The 13,087-nt window shown below is 53.8% G+C and carries 17 protein-coding genes; 10 read left to right on the top strand and 7 right to left on the bottom strand.

Annotated elements, in window-relative coordinates; translation table 11 throughout:
* Positions 1-4 precede the first annotated feature (4 nt).
* The 8 genes from DPV68_RS00755 to DPV68_RS00720 are packed head-to-tail and all read left to right on the top strand — an operon-like array spanning position 5 to position 4,872.
* Positions 5-508, top strand: coding sequence for a MogA/MoaB family molybdenum cofactor biosynthesis protein (locus DPV68_RS00755; protein WP_114164944.1), 504 nt, complete (start codon positions 5-7; stop codon positions 506-508).
* Entirely contained in the window at positions 505-1,053 is a 549-nt protein-coding gene (locus DPV68_RS00750; protein WP_114164943.1) for a molybdenum cofactor guanylyltransferase, read from the top strand. Before DPV68_RS00755 ends, DPV68_RS00750 begins: the two co-directional genes overlap by 4 nt.
* On the top strand, positions 1,053-2,288 hold the full coding sequence (locus tag DPV68_RS00745) for a molybdopterin molybdotransferase MoeA (protein WP_114164942.1): 1,236 nt from the start codon (positions 1,053-1,055) through the stop codon (positions 2,286-2,288). The genes DPV68_RS00750 and DPV68_RS00745 overlap by 1 nt, the downstream gene beginning before the upstream one ends.
* Positions 2,264-2,740: a molybdopterin-guanine dinucleotide biosynthesis protein B gene (mobB, locus tag DPV68_RS00740; protein WP_114164940.1), complete on the top strand. Its 477-nt coding sequence runs from the start codon at positions 2,264-2,266 to the stop codon at positions 2,738-2,740. Before DPV68_RS00745 ends, mobB begins: the two co-directional genes overlap by 25 nt.
* Positions 2,718-3,173, top strand: coding sequence for a molybdenum cofactor biosynthesis protein MoaE (locus tag DPV68_RS00735; protein WP_114164939.1), 456 nt, complete (start codon positions 2,718-2,720; stop codon positions 3,171-3,173). Before mobB ends, DPV68_RS00735 begins: the two co-directional genes overlap by 23 nt.
* Positions 3,170-3,397 carry a MoaD/ThiS family protein gene (locus DPV68_RS00730; RefSeq protein ID WP_114164938.1) on the top strand — a complete coding sequence of 76 codons (228 nt, stop codon included), beginning with the start codon at positions 3,170-3,172 and terminating at the stop codon, positions 3,395-3,397. The genes DPV68_RS00735 and DPV68_RS00730 overlap by 4 nt, the downstream gene beginning before the upstream one ends.
* A 3-nt stretch (positions 3,398-3,400) precedes the next feature.
* On the top strand, positions 3,401-3,865 hold the full coding sequence (moaC, locus tag DPV68_RS00725) for a cyclic pyranopterin monophosphate synthase MoaC (RefSeq protein ID WP_114164937.1): 465 nt from the start codon (positions 3,401-3,403) through the stop codon (positions 3,863-3,865).
* Positions 3,862-4,872, top strand: coding sequence for a ThiF family adenylyltransferase (locus DPV68_RS00720; protein WP_114164936.1), 1,011 nt, complete (start codon positions 3,862-3,864; stop codon positions 4,870-4,872). Before moaC ends, DPV68_RS00720 begins: the two co-directional genes overlap by 4 nt.
* Positions 4,873-4,911: 39 nt before the next feature.
* Here DPV68_RS00720 and DPV68_RS00715 read toward each other — a convergent pair whose 3' ends face one another.
* Complete coding sequence (locus tag DPV68_RS00715; protein WP_114164935.1) at positions 4,912-5,937, bottom strand: polysaccharide deacetylase family protein; 1,026 nt, start codon at positions 5,935-5,937, stop codon at positions 4,912-4,914.
* Positions 5,938-6,215: 278 nt separating this feature from the next.
* Between DPV68_RS00715 and DPV68_RS00710 the strand changes: the two genes are divergently transcribed.
* On the top strand, positions 6,216-6,971 hold the full coding sequence (locus DPV68_RS00710; protein WP_114164934.1) for a FixH family protein: 756 nt from the start codon (positions 6,216-6,218) through the stop codon (positions 6,969-6,971).
* Between the two features lie 33 nt (positions 6,972-7,004).
* Here DPV68_RS00710 and DPV68_RS00705 read toward each other — a convergent pair whose 3' ends face one another.
* Positions 7,005-8,630, bottom strand: coding sequence for an ABC-F family ATP-binding cassette domain-containing protein (locus DPV68_RS00705; protein WP_114164933.1), 1,626 nt, complete (start codon positions 8,628-8,630; stop codon positions 7,005-7,007).
* Positions 8,631-8,762: 132 nt separating this feature from the next.
* Here DPV68_RS00705 and DPV68_RS00700 point away from each other — a divergent pair, with 132 nt between their 5' ends.
* Entirely contained in the window at positions 8,763-9,374 is a 612-nt protein-coding gene (locus DPV68_RS00700; RefSeq protein ID WP_114164932.1) for a stage II sporulation protein M, read from the top strand.
* A gap of 23 nt (positions 9,375-9,397) precedes the next feature.
* Here the strand turns inward: DPV68_RS00700 and DPV68_RS00695 are convergent, their stop codons facing one another.
* The 5 genes from DPV68_RS00695 to DPV68_RS00675 form a co-directional block, all read right to left on the bottom strand.
* Positions 9,398-10,120 carry a DNA/RNA nuclease SfsA gene (locus DPV68_RS00695; protein WP_114164931.1) on the bottom strand — a complete coding sequence of 241 codons (723 nt, stop codon included), beginning with the start codon at positions 10,118-10,120 and terminating at the stop codon, positions 9,398-9,400.
* 2 nt (positions 10,121-10,122) lie between these two features.
* The gene (locus DPV68_RS00690; RefSeq protein ID WP_114164930.1) at positions 10,123-10,569 is read right to left on the bottom strand and encodes an OsmC family protein; all 447 of its coding nucleotides are present in this window, start codon (positions 10,567-10,569) and stop codon (positions 10,123-10,125) included.
* A 55-nt stretch (positions 10,570-10,624) separates the two neighbouring features.
* Entirely contained in the window at positions 10,625-11,863 is a 1,239-nt protein-coding gene (pepT, locus tag DPV68_RS00685) for a peptidase T (protein ID WP_114164929.1), read from the bottom strand.
* A gap of 146 nt (positions 11,864-12,009) precedes the next feature.
* Positions 12,010-12,684, bottom strand: coding sequence for an LrgB family protein (locus DPV68_RS00680; RefSeq protein ID WP_114164928.1), 675 nt, complete (start codon positions 12,682-12,684; stop codon positions 12,010-12,012).
* A complete protein-coding gene (locus DPV68_RS00675) occupies positions 12,681-13,037 on the bottom strand; it encodes a CidA/LrgA family protein (RefSeq protein WP_114164927.1) in 357 nt (118 codons plus the stop codon). Before DPV68_RS00675 ends, DPV68_RS00680 begins: the two co-directional genes overlap by 4 nt.
* Positions 13,038-13,087 lie beyond the last annotated feature (50 nt).

Genomic DNA, 13,087 nt, shown 5'->3' with positions numbered 1-13,087 from the left:
GACGATGCAAGCACACAATCATGTACATCAAAACACACAGCGTGTCCGGGCCGCGATTTTGACGATTTCGGATACGCGCACACTCGATACGGATGTGTCAGGCGAACATATTTGTACGTTGTTAAAAGAAGAAGCGCACACGGTCACGTACCGCGAGATCACGAAAGATGACCCATTTGAAATCGAGGCGGCCGTCAGACGAATGGTCGACGAAAAAATGGACGTCATCTTGACGACCGGGGGAACGGGCATCACGAAACGGGACGTCACCATCGAGACGATTCGACCGCTGCTCGACCGGGAGATGGTCGGCTTCGGCGAACTGTTCCGTTACGTCAGTTTCACGGAAGATATTGGACCGGCGGCGATGTTGTCGCGTGCTCTCGCCGGACGAATCGGGGATACGATTATCTTCTCGATGCCAGGATCGCGCGGCGCCGTCGATTTGGCGATGACCCGCTTGATTCTCCCCGAGCTCTCCCATATCGTCTGGGAAGCGACACGATGATTGGCATCGTCTTGGCGGGTGGGAAGTCACGTCGGTTCGGGTCTCCAAAATGGAAAGCCCGTTATGAGGACGTCTCGTTTGAAGACCGGGCCCGACAGACGCTTAGTACCACGACGACGTCCCAATGGAGCGTTGTGCCGGCCGGACAGTCGATGACATCCTATCAACTCGAAGATGACAGAGAATGGCGTGGCATGGGGCCGCTCGCCGGCATCGTTACCGTCATGCGGCACGTCCCGAGTGAGTGGTACGCCGTCTGTGCGTGTGATACACCTTTGTTGCCGCCGACCGTTTATGAACGGCTTGCGATGGAACGAGGGAATCAGCCAGTTGTCGCCTACGCCGACGATCGCATCCATCCGCTCATCGCCTTGTACCCCCGCTCGATGATGTCCCGGTTTGAAGCCGCGTTACGTCGAGGCGAACGGGCGGTCATGCCTCACTTGACAGAGGCGACAATCGTCTCGTTTGCTGAACGGGACTGGTTTAAGAATGTGAATACACCGAGTGATTATGAAGAAGTGCTAGGAAAGGAAGTGAAGTGATGGAGAAGGTGTCGACCCTGTTTCGTAAGCCGCTCGCCGTTGACGAGGCGGTCATCCGTGTCCAAGAAGCGACGGGGAAAGGTCGGACGGAAACGGTACCGTTGTATCGAGCGAACGGCCGGATTTTAGCGATGGATCTCATTGCGACGCATGACGTTCCGGCATTTAATAAATCCCCGTATGACGGTTTTGCTGTCCGGTCCGCGGATTTGTTGAGAGCGAGCCGCGATGAACCGGTCACCTTGCCCGTTCAATACGTTCAGGGAGCCGGGCACGTCGGAGAACCGTTACGCGAGGGCCAAGCGATTCGCATCATGACCGGGGCAAAAATTCCAGCCGGAGCCGACGCGGTCGTCATGCTCGAACTCGTACAAGCAGATGAACGAGTCGTGACGTTCAAACGACCGGCCCGAGATGCCAATATCTCCTATCGCGGGGAAGATATGGCGACGGGGACGAATATCGTCGACCGAGGCACCCGCATTAATCCGGGCGTCATCGCCTTGCTCGCTACGTTCGGGTATGAGCAGGTCGACGTATACGTAAAACCGCACATCACCGTGTTTGCGACCGGTGATGAGCTCGTCGAACCGGGACAGAAAAAAGCCGACGGGCAAATCTATAATTCGAACGCGTATATGATTCTCGCTCAAATCGAGGCACTCGGTGGCGCGGCGACATATGGCGGCATCTTGCCGGATACGTTCGCTTCGACGAAGCAAGCAATTGCCGAGGCACTTCAAACAAGTGACGCCATCGTCACGACAGGCGGGGTATCGGTCGGAGATTTTGATTATTTACCGGATGTGTATGACGCGCTCGGGGCGACAGTGCTGTTTAATAAAGTTGGGATGCGGCCAGGGTCCGTCACGACGGTCGCGCACGTCGAAAATCGGTTGTTGTTCGGATTATCCGGGAATCCGTCGGCGTGTTTTGTTGGCACGGAACTGTTTGTCGGCACGTATATGAAGACGTTATTCGGGCAAGCGGAGCGACCTGTCATTTTGGCGGAACTCGGTGTCGATTTCCCGAAACCGAATCCGTTCGACCGGTTCGTGCGTGGACATGTGACGATTGATGCGACCGGGCAGACGGTCGTTCATCCGAGCGGGAAAGACAAGTCGGGCATCGTCTCCTCGCTCGCGACGTGTAACGCGTTGATTCATCTGCCAGGCGGGACGAGAGGGTTTCAAAAAGGGGACTCGGTGCGATGTCGAATCATCGATCAGCTTTGATTTTACAAGTGGTCGGCTATCAAAATAGCGGTAAGACATCGTTCGTTTCTGAGCTGACAGCACGCTTGTCGGCGACGGGGCTCCGTGTCGGCGTCATCAAACACCACGGTCACGGAGGGTCGTTCGACTTGCCGATGACGGACTCACATCGTCACGCGTTGGCCGGTGCCGTGCTATCGAGTGTGATCGGTGAAGATGGGACGTTGATCGAGTGGCAAGCGGTCGACACGTTTGAGTTGCTCCTCACCTGGTACGAGGCGCACGTCGACATCGTGCTCATCGAAGGCTACAAGCAGAAAGACTATCCGAAAGTGGTGCTCGTGCGAGACGGGCATGAACAACCGGTCGATGTGACGAACGTGATCGCACGCGGAGATTCCGTGGCAGACAAGGACCGGTTGATGCGTTTAGTGGAAAGGTGGATGGAGGATGAAATGGTATCAAGTGAATGAACATCCGCTCGAACCGATGGCACTTTACGAAACGGTCCGGCACCGAAACGTCGGGGCGGTCGTGCTGTTTATCGGGACGGTGCGAGAAATGACTGGTTCTAAGCAGACCGAACTCTTGGAGTATGAATCATACGTGCCGATGGCCGAGAAGATGCTCGAACAGATCGCGACAGAAGTGGCGGAACGTTGGCCTGGTGCGTTGACGGCGATCCATCACCGGATTGGACGACTCGATATCATGGAAGAAGCGGTCGTCATCGCGACGAGTTCTTCCCATCGCGCCGACGCGTACGAGGCGAATCGTTACGCCATCGAACGGATCAAAGAAATTGTCCCGATTTGGAAACGGGAGCATTGGACCGACGGCACGAAATGGATCGGTGATCAAAAAGAACAACACCCAGGACGCCCGGAAGGAGTGACGTACACATGATTGAGGTATTATGTTTTGCCCATGTGGCAGAAGAGTTGGCGGTCCGGTCCTATAACGTTTCAGCGCCACAAACAATCGCCGCCTTGCGAGCGGATTTGGCCGAGCGGGGCGTGTCAGGAGCGGAACGTCTCATGTTCGCGGTCAATGAGCGTTATGAGACGGACGAATACACGGTTGTAGACGGGGACACGGTCGCCGTCATCCCAATGGTGAGCGGAGGGTAAACGATGGAATTGACACATATGAACGACCAAGGGCGGGCGCGGATGGTCGATGTCTCGGATAAACCGGAAACGACACGTACTGCTCGGGCCCGTACATCAGTTGAACTAAGCGGTGAACTCAAACAACTCATCACGGACGGTGGTCTTGCAAAAGGGGATGTACTCGCCGTCGCCCAAGTGGCTGGCATCATGGCCGCCAAAGAGACGAGCCGCATCATCCCGATGTGTCATCCACTCGCCTTGAAAAAAGTCGATTTGACGTTCGAATGGGACGGGACACAGCTCATCATCGAGTCGTTCGTGAAGACGAAAGGCGATACCGGTGTCGAGATGGAAGCATTGACGGCCGCATCGGTCGCCGCATTGACCGTGTACGATATGACGAAAGCGGTCGATAAAGGCATCGTCATCGGACCGACGTACTTGCTTGAGAAACAAGGCGGGAAGTCAGGGGACTATGTCCGATGACACATATCCCGGAACGTTACGCGCGGCAAGCCCGGTTCCACGGCATCGGAGTGGAGGGCCAAGAACGTCTGATGGAGAAACGAGTGCTCGTCGTCGGTCTCGGTGCGCTTGGGGCGGCCGTGAGCGATCAACTTGTTCGGGCCGGCGTCTCACTTATCCTCGTCGACCGCGACTATGTCGAGGTGACGAACTTACAACGACAGACGCTCTATACGGAACAGGACGCACGTGCCGAGACGCCGAAAGCGGTCGCGGCGCTCGAACGCCTGCGGGCCATCAACTCAAACGTTGAGTTGGACGCGCAAATCGCCGATGTCTCGTGGGATTGGCTTCGGCCTTTGCCGCCCGTTGATCTCGTCTTGGACGCAACCGATAACGTCGAGACACGTCTTCTATTGAATGATTTCGCACTCGAGCGCGGCATTCCGTTCTTGTTTGCCTCTTGCGTTGGAGCATACGGCATGAACTACACGGTGATGCCGGGAGAAGCGCCGTGTCTTCGTTGTCTCATGCGTCATTTGCCAATAGCCGGACAGACGTGCGCGACAGCGGGGGTGGTGGCTCCCATCGTGCAACACGTGGCGAGCCGTCAAGCCGTTGAGGCGTTGAAATATTTGACGGGGCGTCATGAACAGATGGAGCGCCGACTGTTGATTGAAGACATGTGGGAGAATCAGTCACAGCGACTCGATGTCGCCCGGCTCGTTGACGTGGTTTGTCCGTCTTGCCAGACCAATGACTACCCGAGTCTCGTTTCAAGTCGACAGCAGACAGCGCTTCTATGCGGTCGTGACGTCGTCCAAGTCCGTCGTTCCATCGAAGGGCTTGACCCGATCGCGCATCTACTTGAGCGTGCGGACATCGCCGTGAAGCAGACCCCGTTCACGTTGGAGTGGCGATGGCGGAATCATCGGATGCTCTTGTTCAAAGACGGAAGAGTCCTCGTCCACGGGGTTGACGATGCGCATGTCGCGGTCGCGATGGTCGACGAGTGTCTCGGCACATAAAAGAAGTGTCTCCCAAAAACGGCGGACACTTCTTTTTGGTTAGCGCGGAATCGTGAGCACTTGTCCGACACTGATCAAGCTGACATTCGTAATATTGTTGGCGGCCGCGATTTTAGCGACAGTCGTGTTATACATCGTCGCAATCTTATAGAGTGTGTCGCCTGACTTAACGGTATATTTCACGGTCGTCGCAGGTGGTGGTGTGACGATCGTACCCGGGATGACGAGCACTTGTCCGACAGAAATTAAGTTGTAGTTCGTGATCTTGTTGGCGGCAGCGAGCGCAGCGACAGTGACACCGTAAGCCCGAGCAATGCTGTAGAGCGTATCACCTGATTTGACGGTGTAAGTCTTGCTAGTCGATGTGTTTTGGTAAGCGAGCAGTTGAGAGACGGTGACGAACTTGTAGCCTTTCGCTTTCAACTGAGAAATCATTGTCGGCAAGGCGAGCGGTGTACCTGGTGCACCGGCACCGGTGTGCATCAAGACGATTGAGCCTGGTTTGATGTTTGCCTGTACTTTCGTATTGATTTGGCTAGCAGTCAGTCCTTTCCAGTCAATCGTATCGATGTTCCATTGAATCGTATAACCGTAGCCGGCAGCGCCGACTCCGCTCAACACGGCGCTATTGACGGCGCCGAACGGTGCCCGGAAGATTGGTTTTGTCGTTTTGCCAGTAAGCGATTTAATGAGCGCTTCCGTCCGATCAAGTTCTGATTTCATTTGCGTGGCGGTCAACTTTGTGAAGTCTGGATGGGTATACGAATGGTTACCGAGTTGGTGACCTTTAGCGGCGATGTTTTTAATGTATTGAGGATGGTTATTGGCGCCTGATCCAGTCAAAAAGAAAGTGGCTTTGACGTTGTTCTTGGCAAGTATGTCCAAAATTTTGTTCGTATTCGCACCATCCGCTCCGTCATCAAACGTCAACGCGACGACTTTACTCGTCGTGTTCACGCTCGTGATGAATTTCGAAGCGGCGGCGTCAGCCGATTTTGGATAAGCGACTAACGGTGCCAGCATGATCAACAAGGCCATCAATACACGTACGAACTTGCTCTTCATTTTGGTTTCGCCTCCATTCTTAGGTGTATGTATCTTGATGTTAAGGTTTTCCATATATTGAGCTGCATATATATTTTATATACCCCCTTTTAGTGGTAAACATCGTCTAACTCTAAAAATAGGGAAAGGAATTTTTGGATAACGACCCTCAAATTTTGTGTTCAATTTATGAGTGACAAACGTGTCAAATATCACACAATCCTCACACATTTCCTAAAAAAGGGTGCTATCATGAACAATGTGTGAAGAATGTAAGCGATTAAATAGGGGGATTCAACATGAGCAAATCAATGAAACGGTTCGGGGTGGCATTTGGTCTCGTCGGTCTGTTCGTCCTTGGGGCGTGCGGAGCCGATGAAACGACCAGTGGTACGGAGACGGTGCAGTCGATGGAACCGGTGGAAGCAGAATTGAACGTGCCGGCCTCGGCAGATAAAGACGAGGCAGTCACATTGGCAGTTCGCGTCACACAAGACGGGAAAGCGGTCGATGACGCCGACGAGATTAAGTTCGAGGTCTGGAAAAATGGCGCCAAGGAAGAGAGTGAGATGACGAAAGCGTCGCTCACAGAAGATGGAGTCTACGAGGCGGAGACGACGTTTGTCGAAGAAGCAGTTTACACGGTGCAAGTCCATGTGACGGCCCGTTCGATGCATACGATGCCGACGACGAACGTGACGGTCGGCCATCCGGAGACGGCGGCCGAGGCTGAGGCTGAAGCTGAGCAAGACCATCACAACCACGCGGGAGCAGACATTGTCCTTGATCCGACTCAAGCTGTCGCCAATGAAGTCCAACCGTTCACAGTCAACGTCGAAATTGAGCATGAGGCGTTGACGGGTGCGGACGTCCAACTCGAAGTGTTCAAAGACGGAGCGGACAAGCACGACTGGGTGAAGCTTGATGAAACGGAAGGCGGAAGCTATGAAGGTGAGCATACATTCAAAGAGTCAGGCATATACAACGTTCAAGTCCACGTGACGAAAGGACACGACATCCATGAACATATCATGGAGACGGTCGAGGTCAAATAAAAAAATCGATCGGCCGCGGCCGATCGATTTTTCTTATGCGTTCTGATAGAGTGACTCGACTTGCTGTTGAAGCGATTCGTTCTCGAGGAACTCGTCGTACGTCGCTTCTTTGTCGACAATCCCGTTCGGCGTCACTTCGATGATGCGCGTGGCAATCGTCGAGATGAGCTGATGGTCATGCGAGCTGAAGAGGAGTACGCCTTTGAACGTTTCGAGACCGTTGTTGAGCGCTGTGATCGACTCGAGGTCCAAGTGGTTCGTCGGATCGTCGAGGACGAGGACGTTCGAGTTCGAGAGCATCATTTTCGAGAGCATGCAACGCACTTTCTCTCCCCCTGAGAGGACAGATGCTTTCTTCATGACTTCTTCGCCTGAGAAGAGCATACGACCGAGGAAACCGCGAAGGAACGTATCCGACTCGTCGGCTGGTGAGAACTGGCGTAACCAATCCAAGATGCTCTTATCCGAGCCTTCGAAGTATTCCGAGTTGTCTTTCGGGAAGTACGACTGTGTCGTCGTCACGCCCCATTTGACCGTACCCGTGTCCGGTTCCATCTCGCCCATGATGATTTTGAATAGAGTCGTAATGGCAACGTCCGAACGGCCGACGAATGCGACTTTGTCCGTCTTGTTGAGTGAGAACGTGACGTTGTCGAGTACTTTTACGCCATCAATCGTCTTCGAGACGTTGTCGACGTAGAGCACGTCGTTCCCGATTTCACGTTCCATTGAGAAACCGACGAACGGATAGCGACGTGATGATGGACGGATATCGTCGAGCGTGATTTTATCGAGCAACTTCTTACGCGACGTCGCTTGACGCGCCTTCGAGGCGTTCGAGCTGAAACGGGCGATGAAGTTTTGAAGTTCTTTGATTTTCTCTTCTTTTTTCTTGTTCTGGTCGTTGGCCATACGCGAAGCGAGTTGGCTCGACTCGTACCAGAAGTCGTAGTTCCCGACGTACAATTGGATCTTCCCGAAATCAAGGTCGGCCATGTGCGTACAGACTTTGTTCAAGAAGTGACGGTCGTGGGATACAACGATGACGGTATTCTCGAAGTTGATCAAGAACTCTTCGAGCCATTGGATCGCTTTGAGGTCAAGACCGTTCGTCGGCTCATCGAGGAGAAGAATGTCAGGTTTGCCAAACAATGCTTGAGCAAGGAGGACTTTGACTTTCTCGCCACCTGTGAGCTCGCTCATGAGCTTGTGGTGTGATGCATCCGTGATCCCTAGTCCTTGAAGGACCATGGCAGCTTCTGATTCGGCTTCCCAACCGTTCATCTCAGCGAATTCGCCTTCGAGTTCAGCAGCGCGCATACCATCTTCGTCAGAGAAATCTTCTTTCATATAGATGGCGTCTTTCTCTTTCATGACTTCATACAAACGCTCGTGGCCCATGATGACCGTCTCGAGTACCGCTTGATCTTCGTACGCATAATGGTCCTGCTTGAGGACGGCGAGGCGTTCGCCAGGTGAGAAGCTGACGTCACCTGTTGTCGTTTCTTGCTCACCGGCAAGAATTTTTAAGAATGTCGACTTCCCGGCACCGTTCGCGCCGATCAAGCCGTAGCAGTTGCCTGGTGTGAACTTGATGTTCACGTCTTCGAACAACTTGCGTCCACCGAATTGGAGACTTACGTTATTTACTGTAATCATGTATAGGATCCCTCGTTTTTCTGATTAGTTTACGACGTGTATTGTATCACGTTTTTTGAAAACGCGCAGTCGTGGGTAAACATGAAACAAACAGCAGCCTGATTCGTATAGAGAAGAAAGGGGGAATCAGCCATGAAAACAACGCTCTCGCTGAAAGAAGCGTGGTCAAACTACTACAGCCGAGATTTCTTCCGGCTCTGGGTCATCTTCCTCGTGACGGGCATCGGGTCGTATTTTCTATTCAGGGCCGTCATCGCCCCTGAACAAGTGGACGAAATTTTAGCTCAGCTCGGCGAATCATTTGAATCACAAGGATTGACGTTCGATTCGAGCGCACGCGAGACGATGATCGCCCTATTCGTGAACAATACGCGCGTCACGTTGCTCGCTTTCCTGCTCGGAATGATCCCGCTCTTCATCCCGTATGTGTTCGTCGTCATCAACGCCGCGGTCATCGGCCTGGTCGCCATGCTCGTTGGGTTTGCCGGCGAGTCCGTGATCCGGGTCATCGTGCTCGGAATAATGCCCCATGGTATCACCGAAATCTCGGCCATCTTGCTCGGAGCGGCGATGGGGTTGTCGCTCAACCGTTACATCTGGAAAAAACTACGTGGGAAAGAGACCGACGTCACGTTCAAGGCGCTGTTCGTGGCAGGCGTGAAGACATTTCTCGTCATCGCAGTTCCGCTCCTCGCTATCTCTGCAATCATCGAGGCGTACGTGACCCCACTGTTATTACAGTAAAAAAGCCATCGCTGATGGCTTTTTTACTTGAAATGAGGCGTCGTCTCGACACAGTGGGTTAAACGAATCCCTTCCGTAGACACCTCGCCATTCACTTGCCAGATTTCAAGTCCGTCCGCGATTGCGTCGCGAATCAGCTGCCGAATTCGTAAGTCGTGTTTCCGATTCGGGTTGCCGGTGAAGATGGGCGCATCATATAAGAAAACATACAGCAAGACGGCCCGACCCGTTTTCGGCAACGTCGCAATGAGTGTCTCGAGATGTCGAATCAACCGTTCGGTCTCGATCGGTCTCGTCACCGCACGCCGTTCAAAGCGGGGGAGAGGCGTTACGAACAACTCGGCTAGAGGTGCTTTCACTTCGATATAAGTGCCATCGACTTTAAAGTCGATTCGTGACGCATCGACGACTTTCTCTCGTTCCACATGTTTCGGAGAAGGAAAAGCTGAAATCACGTTCGTCCGCAACCAATGTTCGACGAAATCGTTGACGCGGCCTTGATGAATTCCAATCCATTGTCGGTCCGCGTCGATCGAGATGGCCTCCACTGTGAAGGCGGTGTTCCGTCGCGGGTCGTCCGTCGCTGAGACGAGGCAAGGCACCCCGTCGAAGACGAGGTCGCCAATGCGACCGGTGACCGGACAGTGGCAGGCGACGACAGTATCGCCGAGCAATACGTCCATCACGAACCGATTGCGGCGTTTCAGGATGACCCCTTCCTGCAGGGGAGATACAAAGCGATACATCGTCAGACGACGCGCGTGACCGTCGTGTCGAGTTCGAACGCGACGTTGCCGGCCAAGGCGCGTGAAATCATACAGCCATCCTTCGCTTTTTTGGCGATTCGTTCGACGAGCGTGATATCGCGATCTGTGGCCGTTTTTGGAACGTTGATACGTGTCGTGTAGCGAATCGTCTCATACGTGAAGACACCGTTCGTCACGTCGACGATGCCTTCGGCGTCAATCGTGATGCCTTGATGAGGCAGTTCGCTTCGCCCGAGCATAGCCGCAAGTGTGATGATATAGCAGGTCGCCGCAGCACCGAGCAACATCTCATCCGGGTTCGTGCCGATGCCGGGCCCGTCCATTTCCGGGGGAATCGATATCTGTGTCTTTAACCGTTCGGCCTCGATCGTTCCGACGTCGTTGCGTCCGCCGGTCCAGTCGAGGTTCATTTGAAACGTATGCTTCATAAAAAATCGCCTCCAATGTCTCTATTCTAGAAGAGAACGATTGGAGGCGCATGTGTTATGCTCGCGCGCGTTCAGCGAACGTACGGAGCGTCTGGATGATGACGTGGGTCGCTTTTTCCATGTTATTGACGGAGACGTACTCGAACTTGCCGTGATAGTTCTCGCCACCGGTGAAGATGTTCGGGGTCGGGAGTCCCATATACGACAGTTGCGAACCGTCCGTCCCGCCGCGAATCGGTTCGATTTTCGGTTCGATGCCTAGTTCGCGCATGACGTCGGCGACGGTGTCGACGATGTGTTTTACCGGCTCGATTTTCTCGGCCATGTTGTAATATTGATCGTCCATTTTCAAGTCGATGCGCGCTTCGCCGTACTTCTGTTTCCATTCGACGACGAGCTTTTCAAGCAACGCTTTGCGCGCCTCAAACTTTGTGCGGTCGTGGTCGCGGATAATGTATTGCAGCGTCGTCGTCTCCACGTCGCCAGAGAAGCCGTTCAGATGGAAGAAGCCTTCATAGTCGCTCGTATGTTCCGGTGCCTCATCGGCCGGGAGGCGGTTGTGGAACGCCATCGCCAATTTCATCGAGTTGACCATCTTGTTTTTGGCGCTGCCCGGGTGCACGTTCGTCCCATGGAACGTGACCGTGGCGCCGGCAGCGTTGAAGCTCTCGTATTGCAGTTCACCGAGCGGGCCGCCGTCCATCGTATAGGCGAAATCGGCGTTGAAGCGGGCGACGTCGAACTTATGTGGTCCGCGTCCAATCTCTTCGTCCGGTGTGAAGGCGATTCGCACCGGGCCATGCGGGATTTCCGGATGGGCCAATAAGTATTCGACCGCGGTGACGATCTCGGCCATGCCGGCTTTGTCGTCGGCACCGAGCAGCGTCGTGCCGTCTGTCGTGATGAGTGTATGTCCAACGTAGCCATCGAGCTCCGGGAAGTCACGCGGCGACAAGATGACTTGGAGCGCCTCGTTCAAGACGATATCGCCGCCCTCGTAATGTGCGACGAGTTGCGGGTTGACGTTCGTCCCGGTGAAGTCGGTCGCCGTATCGACGTGGGCGAGCAGGCCGATCGTCGGTACGTCATGGTCGACGTTACTCGGAAGGGTGGCGAACAAGTAGCCATAGTCATCCGTCTCGACGTCCTCGAGTCCAATCGCTTTTAACTCAGCCTCGAGATGGCGAATCAAATCCCATTGTTTCGCCGTCGACGGTGTCGTCTCACTCGTGAAGTCGGACTGTGTATCAATTTTTGCATACGTGATTAAACGTTCAATTAATTTCGATTGCATGGTCTGCCTCCTCTAATCAATCTGTTCTCGTTTAGTGTAGCATGAGAGCCGTTTTGAGAAGTATCGAAATTGTTTGAAAATAAAAAGAGAGGCGCTAAGGCCTCTACTTTTACTCAATTTGTATGAAACAAGGGTGCTGGCCTTTTTTAAAGAAGGAACGGCAGGAGAAACGGCAACAAAAACGACGTGAAGATGGCGGACAGGCCCATCGCCGCGCCCCCGGTGGCCCCGGACAGCGGATGTTCCGTCGCGGCTTGAGCCGTGCCGATGCCGTGGCTGATTGTTCCAAGTGCGAGTCCTCGCGTGAACGGATCGGTCACTTTGAAGAGCGACAACATGAGCGGACCGAACATGGCACCGAGTATGCCACAGGCGACAGTGATGGAGGCGGCAAGGGCCGCGTCTCCTTGGAGCTGTTTTGCCAGTTCGAGCGCAATCGGAGCAGTGACGGATTTGACCGCTAGCCCGATGAGCACCTGGTCCGTCAGTTTGAGCGCCGTGCCGATCAGGACTGCGACGACAATCGTCGAGACGGTACCGGCAATAATTGCGCTCAGGGCGCGTTGTGCGCGTGCGAGGAGCGTCGGCAAGTTACGATACAGCGGCAGACCAAGGGCGACGGTCGCCGGACCGAGTAAAATCGTGATTAAATCTTTGGCCGGTTCATACACGTCGTATGGTTGCTCAAAAAGAAGGAGGGTCACAATCAAAATAGTTGTGCTCAAGAAGACGACGTTCGTGAACGGGGACGCCCATTTGAAGGACAGTTTGCGGCTGACGAGATAAACGCCGATGGTGACGAGTACCCAAAGTAATGTCATGACGTTTCACCTCGTCTTCCGGAGATGAGAGCGGTCACGATGAGTCCGACAAATAGACTGACAATCAAGGCAAGAAATAGCGGAATCCCTTCTGCTTTTAAGAGACCGCTATACGACATGAGGCCGACCGCAATTGGGATGAAGAAGAAAGCGAGATGTTTCGTGAGGAAGCCGGCACTGTCCTCGATCCATTCGACTCGGATGATTTTTGTCATGAGCAATATCAATAACAGCATCATCCCGATGACGTTTCCAGGCACTTTCCATTCGAGTGTGGCGACAATCCAGTTGCCGAACGCGCTTAACCCGAATAAGAGCGAAAGGCCGATCATCCATTTGATAAAGAGTTGCATATATACCATCCTTTCGCGAATACGTTCAAAACGTATGCATTTTCTCAAGT

The organism is Exiguobacterium sp. TNDT2 (genome assembly GCF_003331145.1).
Lineage (GTDB): Bacteria > Bacillota > Bacilli > Exiguobacteriales > Exiguobacteriaceae > Exiguobacterium.
Note: the sequence above shows the minus strand (reverse complement) of the source record. Positions and strands in the feature narration are given on the sequence as shown.